16 protein-coding genes are annotated in these 18,653 nt (G+C 34.7%); all 16 read right to left on the bottom strand.

Features of this window, described 5'->3' with window-relative positions:
* Positions 1-50: 50 nt before the first annotated feature.
* The 16 genes from AC4BB7_RS07355 to AC4BB7_RS07280 all read right to left on the bottom strand — a co-directional run bounded on the left by AC4BB7_RS07355 (position 51) and on the right by AC4BB7_RS07280 (position 18,578).
* A complete protein-coding gene (locus AC4BB7_RS07355) occupies positions 51-809 on the bottom strand; it encodes a class I SAM-dependent methyltransferase (protein ID WP_490484915.1) in 759 nt (252 codons plus the stop codon).
* Positions 810-955: 146 nt separating this feature from the next.
* Entirely contained in the window at positions 956-1,324 is a 369-nt protein-coding gene (locus tag AC4BB7_RS07350; RefSeq protein ID WP_490484914.1) for a hypothetical protein, read from the bottom strand.
* A gap of 92 nt (positions 1,325-1,416) precedes the next feature.
* A complete protein-coding gene (locus AC4BB7_RS07345) occupies positions 1,417-2,790 on the bottom strand; it encodes a glycoside hydrolase family 1 protein (RefSeq protein ID WP_490484913.1) in 1,374 nt (457 codons plus the stop codon).
* Positions 2,791-2,800: 10 nt separating this feature from the next.
* On the bottom strand, positions 2,801-4,066 hold the full coding sequence (locus AC4BB7_RS07340; protein WP_490484912.1) for a glycoside hydrolase family 125 protein: 1,266 nt from the start codon (positions 4,064-4,066) through the stop codon (positions 2,801-2,803).
* A gap of 20 nt (positions 4,067-4,086) precedes the next feature.
* Positions 4,087-4,884: a MurR/RpiR family transcriptional regulator gene (locus AC4BB7_RS07335; RefSeq protein ID WP_490484911.1), complete on the bottom strand. Its 798-nt coding sequence runs from the start codon at positions 4,882-4,884 to the stop codon at positions 4,087-4,089.
* A gap of 86 nt (positions 4,885-4,970) precedes the next feature.
* Positions 4,971-6,293: a PTS sugar transporter subunit IIC gene (locus tag AC4BB7_RS07330; protein ID WP_086312778.1), complete on the bottom strand. Its 1,323-nt coding sequence runs from the start codon at positions 6,291-6,293 to the stop codon at positions 4,971-4,973.
* Between the two features lie 21 nt (positions 6,294-6,314).
* Complete coding sequence (locus tag AC4BB7_RS07325) at positions 6,315-8,942, bottom strand: glycoside hydrolase family 38 N-terminal domain-containing protein (protein WP_490484910.1); 2,628 nt, start codon at positions 8,940-8,942, stop codon at positions 6,315-6,317.
* A 483-nt stretch (positions 8,943-9,425) separates the two neighbouring features.
* Entirely contained in the window at positions 9,426-9,764 is a 339-nt protein-coding gene (locus tag AC4BB7_RS07320; RefSeq protein WP_490484909.1) for an antibiotic biosynthesis monooxygenase, read from the bottom strand.
* 13 nt (positions 9,765-9,777) lie between these two features.
* The gene (locus tag AC4BB7_RS07315; RefSeq protein WP_490484908.1) at positions 9,778-11,205 is read right to left on the bottom strand and encodes an ABC transporter ATP-binding protein; all 1,428 of its coding nucleotides are present in this window, start codon (positions 11,203-11,205) and stop codon (positions 9,778-9,780) included.
* Positions 11,205-11,900, bottom strand: coding sequence for an energy-coupling factor transporter transmembrane component T (locus tag AC4BB7_RS07310; protein ID WP_490484907.1), 696 nt, complete (start codon positions 11,898-11,900; stop codon positions 11,205-11,207). Before AC4BB7_RS07310 ends, AC4BB7_RS07315 begins: the two co-directional genes overlap by 1 nt.
* Positions 11,875-12,492, bottom strand: coding sequence for an MptD family putative ECF transporter S component (locus tag AC4BB7_RS07305; protein WP_086312769.1), 618 nt, complete (start codon positions 12,490-12,492; stop codon positions 11,875-11,877). The genes AC4BB7_RS07310 and AC4BB7_RS07305 overlap by 26 nt, the downstream gene beginning before the upstream one ends.
* Before the next feature lie 142 nt (positions 12,493-12,634).
* Entirely contained in the window at positions 12,635-13,660 is a 1,026-nt protein-coding gene (locus tag AC4BB7_RS07300; RefSeq protein WP_490484906.1) for a hypothetical protein, read from the bottom strand.
* 168 nt (positions 13,661-13,828) lie between these two features.
* The gene (pcp, locus tag AC4BB7_RS07295; protein ID WP_086312764.1) at positions 13,829-14,473 is read right to left on the bottom strand and encodes a pyroglutamyl-peptidase I; all 645 of its coding nucleotides are present in this window, start codon (positions 14,471-14,473) and stop codon (positions 13,829-13,831) included.
* Positions 14,474-14,552: 79 nt separating this feature from the next.
* On the bottom strand, positions 14,553-15,497 hold the full coding sequence (locus AC4BB7_RS07290; protein WP_490484905.1) for a DUF979 domain-containing protein: 945 nt from the start codon (positions 15,495-15,497) through the stop codon (positions 14,553-14,555).
* On the bottom strand, positions 15,494-16,195 hold the full coding sequence (locus tag AC4BB7_RS07285) for a DUF969 domain-containing protein (protein ID WP_086312761.1): 702 nt from the start codon (positions 16,193-16,195) through the stop codon (positions 15,494-15,496). Before AC4BB7_RS07285 ends, AC4BB7_RS07290 begins: the two co-directional genes overlap by 4 nt.
* 292 nt (positions 16,196-16,487) lie before the next feature.
* Entirely contained in the window at positions 16,488-18,578 is a 2,091-nt protein-coding gene (locus tag AC4BB7_RS07280) for a hypothetical protein (protein WP_490484904.1), read from the bottom strand.
* Between the last annotated feature and the right edge of the window lie 75 nt (positions 18,579-18,653).

The following is an 18,653-nucleotide window of genomic DNA, read 5'->3' as shown; positions in this document are numbered from 1 at the left end:
CTTAAAAAGCGTGTAGTCAGCAAGTTTAGAGCTGGCTACACGCTTCTTCGTTACCCTTTTAGCCTTCCTACTAGAGCAAATCGATGTTGTTGATTATAAATGAACCTATTCTTTAGTAATTCTTCTTGAAGCGCAAGTAATTCATCAAAATGAGTTTCTACAGAAAAATTGGGATATTCCCAGGGCACTCTTTTAACGTAATAAATCAATCCTTCCATATCGTAAAAATGTTGATATGGATAATATTCTCTAGCAAATATAGTATCAAAATTTTCCTTTAACAATGATTTTTGTTCAACTTCTAGTGACCACTCGTTGATTTTTGGTTGAACATTCTTCAGCAATTTTTCTGAAAGAACACAGCCATTTTGATCTCCAACTTGTTGTGTAATAAAAACTCCGCCAGGTTTCAATACTCTCCTTACTTCCCCAAGATCATAAGACTCATGCCTATTTAAAACGATATCAAAGGAGTTATTAGGAAAATTTAACTGATCATCTTCAGCAACAAAAACAATCGTTACACCTAAAGGTTGAAGTTTTTCTTTTAGCAACTGATAATTTGGTTCCCATCCTTCAGTTACACAAGTCTTATCATAGGGATGATTAAATGTCAGTAATAATTCTCCTCCACCAGTTCCCATATCCAATAAATTCAGATCCTTGGACAAATACTCACGAACAAATTCAGAATAACACCAAGGCAACTCTTCAATTTCCCATCTGTGATTCATATACGAAAAATCCCAACCACTAAAAGCCAGTTCTTCAATAGTTTGCCAATACTTTTTTAACTTCATTTTCTCCATAACTAGACCTTCCTTACATCTTATTTTGCTATATTGTAAGTTAGATACAGTTTGTTCTGACAGAAATAGTTTTCTCAATACAGCTTCTATCAGATCATAACTGTACTGAGTAGCTACTTCGATGTATCACTTTTCTTTTCAATAGATCATCTCCTAGATTTTTCGATAAATTTTAGTCCAATATAAATCCATAGATACCCCATTACAACACAAAAAAGTAAACCGCATAAAAGAAACCCCGCCCCTTCATAAAAAGTCGTTGATACCACATGCTTCATTAAAGGAACAACAAAGATAAACAAAGCAACTGCGATTAAAACACCTGTAAAATATATAAGTCCTGTCGAAAAGTAATAACTAGCTGCAGATGGTTCTCTCTCTGTTGGCAGGACATTTTTACCTTGACCATTAGAAAAGCGAGTTTGATTTGTATTCATTGCGTCAAATGTACTATTACTGATATTTGTTCGTTCGGAAAATTTCTTTTGTTGTTCTCGATTATTTATCTTCATCATCCCTTTTCAATTTACACAATATCTTCTTTATTTATTATAACACCAATCAAAAAAGAATAAAGCCAGATTTATTTCCAGCTTTATTCTTTCGCTTATATTAAGCCATTTCGGTCAATCAGCTCTTTGAACCAAATCCCGCTCTTTTTCAAAGAACGCTCATCACTTTCTAAATCCAGTCGGTAAAAACCATAACGATTTTTATATCCATTCAGCCAAGACCAGCAATCGACAAAAGTCCAAGTATGGTAGCCAAAGCAATTACTTCCTGCTTCGATTCCTTTATGCAGCTGATTTAAATGTTCTTCCATAAATTCAATCCTATAATCATCTTGAATCATCCCAGTTTGATCCAAAAATCGCTCTTCATCTGCCACACCCATTCCATTTTCTGACACATACCAGGCAATATTGTTGTAGTCATTTTTGATCATCATGGCTACATCATATAGTGCCTCAGGATAAATTTCCCATCCTCGATAAGGATTGATTTTTTTATCCGGCCAATCATAATGATCATAAAAATCAGCTGGCGATATAGCTGGCTGATTCACCTCAGCAGGCGCTTGAACACGACGAGGTTGATAATAATTCATACCAATAAAATCAACTAAGTTCATTCTGATCATTTCTAAGTCTTGCTCTGCAACTTTCGGAAGAAGCTCATTTTCAGCTAAACATTCTACCAACTTTGGCGGTACTGTACCTAAAACGGTCGGATCCAAAAAACTTTTTGTATTCAGTAAATCAGCAAGTTCCGCTGCTCGTAAATCTTCTTCCGATCGACTTTTAGGATAACATGGAGAGACATTCAAAATGATTCCGATTTGCCCTTTATACTTTCCGTCTTTAAATGCTTTTACAGCCATCGTATGCGCCATTAACGTATGAAAACCTACTTGGACAGCTTTTTTCAAATCATGAACTGCAGGATAATGGTAACCGTATAGGTAGCCACATTCTACATGAACCATAGGCTCATTGAAAGTTGTCCATTGATCCACTAAATCACCAAACAGCTCAAAACAAGTAGTCGCATAAAAAGAAAATGCATCAATTGATTCTCGTGTTTCCCAACCACCTTTTTCCATCAACCACCAAGGCATATCAAAATGAAATAGATTGATGATTGGTTTTACCCCATTTGCATGTAATTCAGAAAAATAATTACGGTAAAAAGTAACAGCTTCTTGATTAACTGTTTTACCATCTGGCAATAAACGAGTCCAAGCAATAGATGTTCTAAAGGAATTCATATGGATATTTTTCATTCTTTTGACATCTTCACTGTACATTTCATACATATTTGATGTATGTTCAGGTCCTTGATTCTTTTGAAATTTCTCTGGATTCATTTCATACCACTTATCCCATGTCGAAGGGGATTTTCCATTCAAGGAGCCATGTCCTTCCGATTGCGGTGCAGAAGTAGCCGCTCCCCATAAAAAATGCTCTGGAAATTTTTTCATTGCTTTTCTCCTATTTACTTATTTTTAAATAATCTAAAAGTAGCTCACAAAACATCATATTCGCCCATGAAAACCATTCACGAGTATACAGGTTAGGATCATGAACATTGATTCCTTCATGCATATGATTTGTACCTGCATCTGTCTGAACTAAATTATTTAGAAGTTCAGCTTTTTCAAATCGATCATTAGTCGTCAATCCTTGAATACACAGTGCAATTGGCCACACATACTCTTTAGGCGTATGCTCACTCCCAATCCCTTTTAACTTACTTCCTTCGTAGTAATATGGATTCTTATCAGATAAAACCAGCTTTCGTGTATTTTGATAAACAGGATCTTCAATCGAACAATAACCTAAATAGGGTGCTGCTAACAAACTTGGTACATTTGCATCATCCATCAAGAGGTAGTTGCCTAGTCCGTCCACTTCATAAGCATAAACTTTTTGCCCAAAATGGTCAATAATCCCCCATTTCTTAATACCATGATCGATTTCTAATTTTAGCTCACAAGCCTTCTCAGCTAGTAATGTATCAAAATAAAATTCATTTAAAATTTCTTCTAAATAGCCCAAAATAACAACAGCAAACATATTGGCTGGAATTAAATAATTATATGTACAGCTGTCATCACTTGGACGGAAACCAGACCAAGTCATACCAGTATAGCCGAAAGCTTCACCAAATCCATTGTTGGAAAGCGTATCTTCTGGCCTTTCGCCAATACGCTCAAAACGATAAGGTGAGTTTTCATGCCGCTGTTCAGTTTTGAAAACATGAATGATCATCTCTGCAGCTTTTTTGAAATCATTAGTGAAATGCTTTGTTTCCCCTGTTTTTTTCCATAATAAGTAAGCTAGCTCGATTGGATAACACAATGAGTCCACTTCATACTTTCGTTCCCAGATCCAACCATTCATTTGTGTGATATCTTCATGATAGCAATTGCCATTATCCTTTTCATTGAAAGCATTCGCATATGGATCGATCAAAATACATTTTACTTGACGATCAACTAATCCTCGAATCATTTTTTTGATAGTTTCATCTTCATTTGCTACGATCAAATAAGGTTTTATTTGAGCAGATGAATCTCGCAACCACATTGCTGGGATATCGCCCGTGATCACAAAAGTATCTTCGGCTGTTGATTTTACGGTTGTTTCTAGCGTATTGTCAAAGCAATTTGAGAACACTTCACCCCATCTTGGATTGTCGGATTGTTCGCTTACTATTTTTTTTACATTTTCGATGACTGATTTTGAATAGTTCATTCTTATGATCATTCCCCTTTTTACTTTCCTTTTAAAATCACTTCTGACTTAATCCAAGATTTAATTGTATCTTCATGGTACATCGCTAGTATTTCAGTATATAAGATGTCAATTACCGTCAACACAGGAATCTGAGGTGATATCCCACCCATATCTTTTTTCCCCATTGAACTTGTTAAACAAAATGCTTCAGAAAATGCTTTATAGGGACTTTTTTCATTTGCTGTGATCACAATCACTTTTGCATGTTTTTCTGAAACAATTTTTATTGCTTCCTGAATAGCTGCGTTGTCCCCCGAAATCGAAGATACAACAACTAAATCACCTTGTTGGACACCGTGAGCCATCATCACAATGGAATGTTCATCTTTGATCACGTTGACAATTTTTCCAAGACGAGAGAATTTAAACTGGAAATCTTCTCCACAAAAAGCATTATAGCCTGTCCCCCAATAGTGAATAATTCGTCCACCATCAATCATTAACGCTGCTTTTTTTACTTCATCTTTGTCTAGTTTTTCGATAATATCATTTAGCAGTAATGAGTAATTTAAATTTACATAGCTAATACTTGAATCGGTTTGTTTTTTTGTTCCTTTACTGGAATATTTATATAAGTATATCAATTCTTTATAATTAGCTAACCCAATTTTTTTACAAAAACGCGTAATTGAAGAATTAGATACACTTAATTGTTTAGCTAGCTCTTGAATCCCTAGTTCTTTATTCCCGTCAAGAAAATATTGTGCAATCACTCGTTCTACATCAGTAAATTTTTTTTGATTTGCCTGAATAATTAGTTCAATGTAACTTTCCATGATTGATCACTTCTTTCTTCATAGTAAATAAAACAAGAGACTGGGCTACTTCTAACCCAGTTTATCTCTTGTTATTTTACCATCTACTAATCTTGTGCATTTAGTAATTGGCTTTCATCAAATTTCATATTCATCCGAACAAATGGCGCATAGATAAAGATATCTAAAACAACTAAAACAGCCGTTAAAACTACTGGGCTTAAATGGAATGCCCCTAAAATCCAAGTACTGATAAAGATTGGCTCATTACCTGAATTTAACACAACTAGTGGGACGACCCAGCCAATTTTAGTAACAATGTATGCAACAATTGCATTAAATACTGGTACAAATACAAACGGGATAAACATTAATGGGTTTAGAACGATTGGAAAACCAAAAATAATCGGCTCATTGATCCCGAATAAACCTGGGATAAACGAAAGTTTAGCGACTTCACGTCCACTGTATGTTTTTGGTGTAAAAATCAAGATGGCTAAAATCAAACCAAACGTTGCCCCTGAACCACCGATCATTGCATACACATTCGTCATTGTATTTGGTGCCACAGAAATATCAGCAAAGCTTTTTGTTTCGGCAAATTTTGCAACGTTTTCCAAGAAGATTGGCAACCACAAAGCTGAAACAACACCCCAAACAATATTGAAGCCATGTAATCCTAAAAACCATAATATTTGTTCTAACAAAATAACAACGATAATTGCAGGCAACCCTGTTCCAACAGAAGTCAACGGTTGAACAAAAAGTTGACTGACCATATCCATAAAGGAATTAAAATCAAATGCTTCGATCACAACTTTCATGACAGAACAAACTAATAACACGATAGAAATTGGAATCAATGCAAAGAATGAGTCAAACACATTTGGCGGAACATTTCCGGGTAGTTTGATGGCGATTTTATGTTTTGCTAAAATCGAGTAGAGAAAAACAGCAAGTAATCCGACAATCAACGCTGTAAACATTCCTTCATAACTAAAGAAATTATTGGCATATCCTTGTAAAATATCAGCAGAACTATCTGCGAAATTCACATTATTTGGTACCATTACAAAATAAGCTGCGAAAGCTAATAATGTTGCCAACAAAGGATTGATATTGGCCTCTGGATGCTTTTTCATCAATTCTTTTGCATAGTTATAAGCAGTAGAAAACACGATCAGTAATGCAACGATTCCAAGTGTTCCTTGGTAAACATTACCAAAAATCGCAGAAGCAGTTTGTCCGATTGCCGTCTCTCCAAAAAATGCATCGATCTGCATCTTGATCAAATTAGAAAAGGAGCCCACAACAGTAAAAGGAATACTGCTGATAAAAGCATTTTTAATTGCTTGTAAAACACTGTTATTATCTACTTTATTAGCGATTTTTAGTAATGGATCCTGAATTTTCTCAATATTTATTTTCATCTTAGCTCGACCTTTCTTGTGTTATCTTTCTATTGAAACTGTTTTAATTTCCCCTGGTTTAAATTCACCTAATGGAATTTCATTTATATTCCCTAAAGATTCAAGCAAGTCACCATTTAAATCAACAAAAGAAACATTCTTTTTATCTGTTAATAGGATTGTTTCGTTGACAACTTGTTCTACTAATGATGGGTTGTACAAACGAATATTGATTCTATGACCATCACGGCTTAACTCCAATGCACTAAATACTAGATTAGAATTATCTAAATTCAGAATTTCTTTTGGACTATTTAATTGATCTATTTTATTGCTTTGGAAGTATTGAATGGGATTGGTAAAGCGATTCAATTGCTGAACTTGATAATACGGACTTGCCACTGAATATTGTTGATATTCTTTTTGGATTTTCACGGGATCAAACTCCTCAGCAATCATCAATGAAAATTCCATTTCCAAAGTCCCTAGCAATTGACTGTCCGGCGTTGGAATATAGCGGAATTGATTCCCAGAAGCATCTCCAGGTCTTCTTAACAATTCAGGTCTACCTAAAAACCCTACACCCCTAAACAAAGTAATATACATCTTGCTGTCAATCACTTGATATTCCTTGATTCCTTTGCTAATAACAGTCCAGCTAGCTGTTGTATCATGAATATTCGCATAATGGATCATTGGATAAATTTCTGTTGGTTCTTCTTTCCAACCAAGTTCTTTCCAATCATTGATATGAGGATCGTGATTATTTCGTTCGACAATGCCAAATAGTGTATCCGCATAGCTGACCTGACTTTCAACTGGTGTCTTTACAACGAAGCGCATTCGATGATCCAAAGCTTGATTATTGATTTTTAATTTCATATCAATTCGCTTAGAACTTTTGCTTAATGACAATGTAAAAGTATAGTCAATCACTTCATTTAAATTTTGCTCTTTTCTAGCGTTTAAATCTTTTGGTACCTGCCAACTCCCCTTTAATGTCATTGTAGAAATAAAGGAACCAGTTTGGACGGATACATCTGTCGTATCAAAGGTCAACTGATGGATTTTATCGTGATAAGCAGGTGAATAATCATACGTATCTCCTTCATCACCAGATTCTTCCATATAAAGACAATTTTCATACATTTTTCCTTGGTCTTTTGCTAAAATAGAGAACTTCCCTTTTGCAAAACTGATTTTATATGAATCATTTTCAATAATTGCATTTTCTCTATCAGTTCGATCTGTGCTATCAATCATTTCATTTTGCTCTTCTATGGTAACAATCCTATATGATAATGGTAATGTTTCTTTAATGAAGCTTATTTTATGGATGTAGTAATATTTTGATTCATCGTAATCACTTTCTGATCGTCTAACTTCACCTGCATACACTTTATCTGTTGATATTACTTGGATATCCAGTTCACTATGATTTTCATCAAATAACTTAATATTTTCAAGTTTTGTACTCACTTCTACCACATAAGGATCCGTTCTGGTATAGGGCAGTGTATTAAATAAAATTAAATCATTTTCTTTGATTCCTTCAATGGATTCAGATATTTTTCGCACAAGGTAATCGATCGTTGAATAAGACAATTGATCCGCTTCTTTATATCTAGCCAAAATCATTTCATTGGTTTTATCCGTATTACAACCACCGATGCTGTCATGGGCATGATTTTTCAATAATAGCTTCCAAATATAATCCAACAGTTCTCTTTTAAAGGGAATTCCTAAATCATCCGCCATTAACATCAAAGGTTCTAACTGGAAAATCAAGCGATTTTCGATCGTGTCATTCAATTTTTTTAAGTCGTATCTTGATGAATAGATCGAACGATGAATTTTCGAAACACTTCCGCTCATAAATTCCCCTTGAACCGTTGGTAAATTTTCTGCTCTGGCTCTTAATAGATTAAAAATATGAGGGTAATTGCTTTCTTCAATTTTGTATTCGCTGTCAAATTGTTCATTAACTTCTTGGATAATTGCTTTCAAATTGCGATCTACCGCTCGCTGATCTCCTCCAACTGGTAAAGTCACTATCTCTGTACTGCTATCCTCAGATACAAGATCCAGCATAGATTTTTTTTGATAAAGATCGCCCTCAACGAGCGTCACTCCAGCATAGTAACCATTGCGAATATTGACCGTCAATACTTTCGAACCATCTTCAGCAGTCCAATAAAATTCACGACTTTTTGTGACTTCACTAGGCATTCCTCGCCAAAATACAGCATCTTGAATACCAAACCCATTATAAATTTTAGGCATGTCCTTTCCTTGACCAAAAGAGTCGGGTAAATAGCCCAAGGATGTGTAGCCGCCTAATCTTTTTGACATATCGATACCAATTTGTAAGTTTTTCACAACTGATTCCCCAGCTACCACAAATTCATCCATCTGCGTATACCATGGTCCGATAAATAATTTACTCGCTGTAACTAATTTTATGATCATTGCTTCTTTTTCTGGATAAACTTTTAAATAATCATCTAAAATACTTAATTGGCCATCTAAATAATAGTAGTCTAATTCGTTATTTTCCAAAGCATAAATCACTTCATCCATATGATAAGAAAATTGGATAAAAGCTTCATTATCGCTAAAATACCATTCACGATCCCAATGTGTATGAGCGACAACATGTATTTTCTTCATTATAATTCTCCTTCCAGCTCTCTTCTTATTTAATATACTCTGGATTATAAAAAAAGAGAACAATTCCGATAATATTTTCAAGTATTTTCTTCGTTATCTATAATTAATGAAAATATTTTCATCGAAACAAATAAATAAGTGTCTTATGAACGAAAGGAAAATTCTTCATTAGACACTTATTTCACTACATATTCATTTTTTATCAGTTAGAAATTGTAAACACTTTTTATTCGCTATCCCTTCTTTACTAGCGGTTCTTACCATTTTTACAACTATTTACTCTTGATACGCTTGTTCTGAACGCTTCTATAGATGTTTTTTTACGACTTTAAATCAGTGAGTCTGTGTATGTCTCTAAAGTCATTTTGGTGGACGTATGCCCTAACTAAATCTCCCCACCTTAGTTTCTAATCACCGGGTTGCATAGATATGGCGCAAAGAATGGATGTCCTCTCTCTTATTCCAGTACTATCCACAATTTTTTTACGTTAAAACTTCATATTCAGCTATTGTACTTGAAATAAATCCAGCTCTTTTAGGTTGTTCGTTTTCATGCTCTTCTTTATTGTCTTTTCTTTGATGCATCTGTTTGAACGATTGACTGTTCACCCAATTTTTTTGATGCTCCTTTGAAGTCCAGCGGCTTAAAACAACCAATTCCGTTATTTCAGGATCCTCTGGTAATAATCGATGCATTAATTGAAAATTCAAAAATCCATCTACCGCTTCCATACTTTCTTTAGTATGACCAGCGGTAAACTGTTCAATGATTTTTTGTGAATGAGCCGTCTCAGTTTTAATCGTATTCGTTACAATATACATAGCTTTTCCTCCATTAGTCTTTTATAGTTGTTTCAATAAAATAATCTTCTATGATTTGCCCCTGTTCAAAGTGAAGAACTCGCTGACATGTTTGACTGAGAAATTCTTTGTCATGAGTAATCACTAGTACCAATATTCCTTCTTGATGCAGCCAACGAATCGTATTACTGACTTCCTCCATATGCACTAAGTCTAAACCGCTTGTCGGTTCATCAAAAATAATCACGTTTTTGCCTGATAATAAGGCACTAGCAATAGCAACACGTTGTTTTTCTCCTCCTGATAAGGTCTGCGGATGACGTAATAACAAGGATTCTAAATTCAACATCTGGACAACTCTATCAAACTCAGCAGTATTTTTTGCATTTAAACTGATTTCTTTTTCTACTGTTTCAAAAAATAATTGCAAATTAACATCTTGCATCACCACAAAACTCTCTTTGATCAACTCTTTTGGTCGCATTGCAAGCTGATTCAACCGAATTGTTCCTTGATTAGGTTTGAGCAGTCCTGATATCAGTTTTGAAAAAGTTGATTTTCCAGCTCCGTTACAACCAATTATACCTGTAATATGCGTACTAGTTAAAGTGAGTGTAGGAATGTTCAGAACGGAAGGCTGCTTGCGGTAATGAAAATCAAGTTCCTCACATGTTAATACTATTTCCCCATGAGATTCAGTTGTTTGAATCCTCTTCTTAAAATAAGTTTGTTCAAGAGATCTTAGTCCCATTTTTTTAATGTCTAAGGAGGATTTTTCTTTCATTTCATGACTTGTATAGTTTTCAATGATTCGACCTTGATCCATAATTAAATAGCGATCAGCAAGGTCCGTCAAATAATATAAACGATGTTCAGAAACTATGATTGTCATCCCTTGATTTTTTAATACTTGTAAATAGGCTTTCAACTGGTTGATTGTCGCTTCATCTAGATTACTTGAAGGTTCATCTAGTAAAAATAATCGATGTTTCAACATACTGGCAGAAGCAAATGCGATCAATTGTTTTTGGCCTCCTGATAAATGAAACATACTGCATTCTAAAAATTCCTCTAATGAAAACAAACTAGTTATTTCATTGATTCGCTCAATCATTTCTTGTTGCGCTACGCCATAATTCTCCATCGCGAAAGCTAACTCAGAATACACATCACTCGTAAAAAACTGAGTTTTCGGATTTTGAAATACAACCCCTATATCACGAACGTATTCATTAAAATCTTTTTCTAGCAGTTCTTGGTTCAATACACTCCCCGTTCCAGCCAATTCACCCGTATACAATTCTGGTATCAACCCATTCAAAATTCTTAATAATGTTGATTTTCCACAACCGCTTTTACCACATAATACGATAAACTCTCCCTCATTGACTTTTAAATCTACTTGTCGGATGATTTTTTCCTGATCTTCATAAGAAAAAGTTACATCTTTTAAATCAATCATTAAATCAACCTCCCAAAGATTCCACAAAGAACTAATAACCCAATCAATAAATAATCTTGAACTTTTAGTCGTATTTCATAGACACTTGTATGCGATGTCGGATTTGCTAGACCACGAACTAATGCTGCTGACGATAGATCTAACGATGTGTTTTCTGCTGACATTAAAATCGGCACAATAATATACTCCATCGTCTGAAAAGGATGTAAGAACAAATCAACGGTAGAAACTGCAATACCTCGATATTTCATTGCATTACGGATGCTTCTAAAATCTTGAAACAATGTAGGGAAAAAACGAAACAAGACTGTTAACGGAATGATCAAGCCAAATGGTACATGACATTTCTTTAACGACGCAATCCACTCACTTATTTTTGTTCGATTCATTGCAAAAGCCGCTGCCATGATCGTTGGCAGCATCCGTCGATTGCCTACGAATAAAAAATCAAAAAAAGCAGCAAGAGAGTTATCGATATAAGGAAATAATAGATAGTCGCCTAAAATTAGCAACCAAAATATACCATAAAAAATCGTGCCTTTTTTAAAACTACCGTTTAAAATGAATAGTAAGTAAAGTAGCGTCACAAACAAGATTTCCGCTTTGAATGGCAAAGGGAACATCAACAAAAAACTAGCAAATAGAATCGTACAAAGCTTACTTCTGGGATCAAAGGTTACGTATGTTTTTTCCATATTGTTTTCCTTTAGCTTTATCAAAATGTTTCGCATAAATCTTTTGACCGATCAGAATACCTAAAATACTACATATAATAACCGCTGCCACACAGACATAAAAAGTTGTTGTTGTGATCGGTGCAAAAACTTTATCGATGTAAACAGCATCCTTCCCACGAGCAATTAGTGAGTCAACATAAGCATTTTTCATAAACCATAATGGCAATACTGGTCCCATCAAACCAAAACTAAATACAGTATAACTGACCATTGTGCGTACTTTTTCAGATAGTTTTGTTTGATATTGAATCCAATCAGCTGCTACCGCACACAAAATATTGGGTAAAAAGGATAAAGGAAAATGTCCTGAGACTAAGAAAAACAAGCCCATTACACTCCCCATAATCGTGATAGCGCCAAAACGAGGAATCCGATGGATAACTAACAAATAGACAATTCCTGCAAAAAGTGCTGTAGCACTTGGTATTAAAACTGAATTAAAGGCTGGAATCGTAAAGCGTAAAATAACCATAGCAATCGTCACGACTAAAAAATAAATAGCTGTATAGATTCCTATCGAAATAAAATCTTGAATTTTTAACTTTTTCATTCTTGTACTGACCCTTCTTGTTTTATTGTGAATAAAAATAATAGCTGACCATAAATATCACTAGTGATTTTCAATTGATAACGTCCTAGTTTTTCAAACTGTTTACTAGATAATCTTAGTTGATCTTCTAGCAACTCGTACTCTAATAAATAAGCGTTCTCTGAAGTCTTTTTTGTTTTAAATAATTCAACAAGGCAGTTTGTTTCCTTAACTCTTTAATGACGCCTGGATCAATAGATAGGCAAATCATCTCCCCCTGATTATATTCTACTTTAGATAATTGAGGTGAAAACGCCATTTGTTGTTTTAAATGAGAGTCAAACCGAACATCTTCAAACCCATCCGCCAGAATTTCAATGGTTATAGACTCGCCAGTTTCCCAATGGTCAAATAGTTGATATCTAGGCTGATCTGTATTAGATAACAGACCAAATTCTAAATGATTCTCAGGTTTATGATAGAGATAATCTGGCCACAAAAGCGGTATTGTTTTACCATTCTTAGTAATCGTAAAACTGTAAACATATTTACCGTATGCTTCATGAAACTGATCATAGGTTTTTATGCCATATTCTGGTAAAAATTGAATCATCGCTGCATAACGATAACTGGCAAAAGAATACAGTTCATTTATATACTCTAACTTATTTTGAATAGTTTTAACATGTTTTTGCTGAGCAGCTTCCAATAATTCTCGAGCTCCATAAGTACCATCTAAAAATAGCCGTTTTCTTTTATATCTAACATCTGAAGATAATTCCTCTTCAGTTATAGGTGTCAATGATTGAACAGCTTCCAATTTTTTGTTAAAAGCTGAATATTTATTCGGTTGACTCTTTCCTAAAATATAATCTTTGGCAGTTATATAAATTGGTACTGAATTCATATTATAGCTGTTTTTGTCATTTAAAGTAACTTTTTCCTGATTTGTATGAGGAAATCTACCCACAATCTGTTGGAACTTCTGAGATAATTGACAATCTGTCTCTAGCAAATCGGGACAATCAGCTTGATAAAATTCGAAGAATGTCAACTTCGTCTCACAGATAAAATAACGAGGCAATGGTTTATTCTCAATGTATGTATGATCATCCAGCATTACTTGACAGTCCGCTGTTTTCGACGTGGCATAGTGAATTGAAAATGTATCTACTATAAGCTCATTCATTGAAACACTCCTTTCCTTATTGGGTTAGTATAGCACAAGAAAATGATAATGAGAATCATTATCAGTAAAAAATATTTTTTGTATTGCCCTTTATTTAATAACTGTCTTCATAAAAAATAGTTTGAACCAATCGTCATTAGTCCAAACTATTTTTTGATTCATTTCATTTTAATGTGTTGTTCCTGTATTCTCCTCAATATCTACCTCTGTTGTAACCGCAGCTTCGATTGCAAATGTTAATGAATCAGCAATCGATTGAATTGGCATAGACGGTGTCCCTACTGGGCGGTCAATTACTTGTGTCGGCTCAAATGGCACATGAATAAATCCACCCTTAACTCCTGAAAAGGTTCTGTCAATCATGTACAATAGACGATACATGATATCGTTACAGACAAATGTACCTGCGGTATAGGAGATGTAAGCGGGTAAACCATGTTCTTGAACGTTTTTCATCATCGCTTTAATTGGCAATGAAGTAAAATAAGCTGTCTCTCCATCTTCTTCCAATTTTGTTCCAATTGGCTGATTTCCTTTATTATCTGGAATTCTCGCCTCAGCTAAATTGATCGCTACTCGTTCAAAGGAAACAGCGCTACGTCCCCCAGCTTGCCCAACACAAATAACGATATCAGGATTATGTTCTTTCATCGATGCTTCTAAAACTTTAGCACTCTCTTGAAAAACGGTTGGTATTTCTAATTTAATGATTTGGGCTCCTGCTACTTCATCTGGAATCAGTTTTACTGCTTCATACGCTGGATTCACTGAATCTCCACCAAATGGATCAAAACCTGTGATTAGAACTTTCATTACATATCTCCTCCTAAATTTACTAGCATAAGTGACTCATCAAGTTCCGCTTGAAGAGTCTATAACGCTTGATGAATTATTATTTAAACAAAATCATATACACAACTTGAAAAACAAACATGAAGATCGCAATAAACCATTGATTTTTGATCACGCCATATTTATCTTTCATCTCTAACATGGCAACTGGAACGATGTTGAAGTTCGCCGCCATCGGTGTCAGTAACGTACCACAATAACCACACGTCAGTGCCAGCATACCGATCAAAGCTGGATTGGCACCATAGGCTAAGACGAATGGCGCTCCGATCCCAACTGTCATCACCGTGATTGCTGCAAAGGCATTTCCCATAATGATGGTAAATAGCATCATACCAAAGGCATAAATAATAATTCCAACCACTACATTCCCTTGCGGCACGATCGTTCCGACTGCAGAAGAAATCACCGTTCCAACACCAGCACTTGTGAATACAGCTCCTAATGAAGCTAAAAGCATAGGCAACATACTCAATGGCCCTACTGTTCCAAGCATATCTGCCGCATCATCCAAAAACGTCGTTGGTTTATTATTTTTAGAATAAAACATTAAAATCAGAATTGCTACTAAAACACCCGCACCAACACCAACCAACGCGCCCAATTTAGTAAATAAGGCAAAAATAATAGCAAATACCCCAATACTTAAAGCTGGAATAAAAATCTTCATACCTAATTTATCTGACATTTGTTGCATATACTCTTTAGAAGGCAACTTACTTTTTCCTTTACTGACTTTTTTCAAGATTGCTGGGATCGTCATTGAAAAAATCAAAATACCGCTGATCATTGATGGGATAAAGCGACCGCCAGCAATTACAATCCCTAAAGCACACCAAAAATAGCCCGTACCATAGCGATGAGGATTACTTTTATCTAGTAAATTCTTAATCCCCGTATAAACCAAAATCAAGCCCATTAAAATATATAACACTTCTAATAATTTCTCGCCAAGCAATATTTCAGAATTCATAAAATAACTCATACTCGGTCCACCTTCTTCTCACTATCGCCATAATATTTTTTCATCAAGCGACGATCTTTCGTATAAAAATAAATACTAGCAACCACTAAAGCTACCAATGCTACAGGAATTTCAACAGCAGCCAATTGGACTAACGTCACTTCATAACCTAATTCTTTTAATGTTGATTGAACTAAAAGACCGCCTGATCCACCAATAAACAACACTTGCCCAAAAAACCAGCAAATATTTTCCATAGCCGAAGCCATTCCTTTTAGCTCTTCTTCATATTCTTTGTTTAATTTTAAATCTTGAGATTCAACTGCTCCGATCGACATTGGTAAAATAATGGGACGAACAAAACCAGCGACACCCCCAAAGCTAACGTTAAATGCCGCAAAAATCATCCGAAAAACCCCGTAAATATCAATGATCAAACCAGCTGAAACTTTTTTAAAACGGCGAATTAGCGATGCTGCTGATTCTTTTAAACCATTTCTTTCTAAAGTTCCTGTAGCTAACATAATAATAATAAAAATAGCCATACCTCGATTATTTACGAAACTTGTACCTAAAATATCCAGCATTCCTTCTAACCCGAGTCCCCCGACTAAAGCTGTTACAACTAAGGAAACCATTACGATCAAAATCGAGTCTAATTTCATTGCAAAACCGACAATGACGATTAGTACGCCTAATAGGCTAAGAATATTTTCCACTGCTCACACTTCTTTCTTTATTTTTTAGCAAAATCATATTTTGAAAATAGAGCGTATTGCGACATCCCTCGTAGCTCATTTTCGAAATCAATGACTTCTTTATTATACACAATATTTGTTTTAATTTTAATTTTTAACATACTATTCATTTTTCATAAAAATAATCCTCTATCTCATAAAAAAATTACCTCTGTGAGCGTATGAATCACAGAAGTAACTTTTTAAGATTTGATATATAAAATGAACAGCACCAGAGACGCCTACTATTCCTGCTACTTTGTTTTATTATTGATCAATAAACACCAACTTTTTCTTCAGCATTATCATAGATCTGCTGTTTCTTCACCTCATCTATTTTTTCCCAATTTTCCCCATACACATGCTCTAAGCGACCATAATCATCATATGACAAAATAAAGCGATGTTCATCCTTTTCATCATTGATAATTGTGTACAGTTTATCTTCTTCATCTTGGCTAATTTGCCATGTTCCTGATTCAAATTCTTCTGCTATTGGCATCGAACTATTTTTATCCAGCATTTTTTTCACGTTATCTGTCACATACTCTGGATTATCTTTTAGATTTTCCTTGCGTTCATCTGACAATAAATAATAAACAACAAAAAACTTTTGTGACATCATCGGGCGAACTTGAATATCTGCCCATAATGCATCAAATTTATCTTTAGGCAGTACTTCCCAACCAGCGCCAAAAATATTCGTGATATTCTCTTCCTTATCTTCTTGAAGAATAATAAATGGCTCCTCTTCATCTAAAAGAGTCAGTGCCGTTACAGGTCCATAATTCGCAACATTATCTGGTGAAGAGTAAAAATCATATCTGTTGTCGATCTGTATTTCTGGAAGCTCAGCAATCGTTAACTGTTGTGCCATTTCTTTTGCTTGACCAACTAGGTTTGCTTCTATAAAGCTTGCTCGATCATCATCTTCTCGATCAACATAAAAATAATAGATAAATTGATCATAAAGATTTTCACTTTCTTTTAAATCTAATAGCTTATTCACAAGCTTAGAAGTTTGTGAATCATGTTCTCCACTAAACAGATTTTGTCTATCGATCGTAGGGACATATGAATTTTTCTCACTATTTTTTGAAATTGCGCCACCTATTTTAACAATAGCAAAAATCAATACAAAAATCATCCAAACATATTGGCCGCCGCTTTTTTTCTTTTTAGAGGGAACACGTATTGGTTCTACCAGTTGCAGCATAGCTAATTCTTCTGGTCTAAACAATGAATGATTCTTTTTTCTGAGATCATCCCAGCATTCTTTAACACGGGAGTGTCGACGTAGAGTAAAATAGACATATCCCATCAACAAATCAACGATTGTTGGAGGGATATTTAGTTTATTTTTATCAAAGATCAATACATCGTTAGCCGCCCCATTTTGTGTAGCCCACTCATAATAAGCACTAAAAAAATCACTAGCATTCGTTTCCTTTAATTCTCTTGCTTCGCTAAGTCGTTTTTTTAATGTGATGACAGTCTGCTCTTTTTCCATTCTAAAATCATTCAGTAAAAGATAGGATATCTCTAAAATAACCACTTCGACATCGTTCGTCGTTACACTTCTACATAGGTCTAATCGCTCATACCAAGAATTTTGATTTGGAACACCACTATTTACTAATTGAAACAGCTCAAAACGATTGGTAAAATACTCGATCCTTTGTTCTTTCGGAATTTCTTGATAAATATCAAATGTAAAGGGTGGTACATGTTTGATTTCTGTCCATGTATAACAAAAATAATTGCCCGATTTAAAGTCGTTGGCTAATGAATCAAAATCAAAAAAACTGTCCAAATAATCAATAACTTTCCTCGAAAGTACACGATAATTCGCTAATAGAAATTCCTGCATCACTTCTGTAATCTCACTATGTTCATCGATCGTCCATTCTAATTCATTAAAAAATAGCGGCCTCCAAGATTCTATATCAGAAAAAAAGTCCATTTTTTCATAAATCGTTAATAGTTCTTGCTTAAACTGTTCGACCGTTTTCATTGGTTCTAGTGCTTCTGTATAATTTTCATCAATAAGCTCAACTTCTTTTCCAATAAAGATATCTTGTTTTTCATCACTAGGATGATTCACGACATCTTCTTTTAGTTCAATGATTTGCTTCTCTGAGGTAAAATCACTATTCTCAACTGATATGTTGCTGTCTTTGATCGGTCGATTACTTTCAATAATTGTTCCTGACAAAAAAATTGCCGAATCGAACGCTTCTTTTAATGTTTGAAATGCTAATGGCTCATCATCAACATTGATTGTTTTTAGTTTTGCAGCGTATGCCTGCTTCACTTTCTTTTTGTCTGAAGTTGGTTCCAACTCCAAAATTTCCCAACAATTCATAACCCCAACTCTCTTTCTCACTTCTCTATAGTCATTTATTCTCCTCTTACTTATTATGGCAAAAATAATGAGGAA

The sequence above is a fragment of the Enterococcus sp. AAFC-DPL-5182 genome, assembly GCF_058216605.1.
This window is presented reverse-complemented; position numbering and strand designations above follow the sequence as displayed.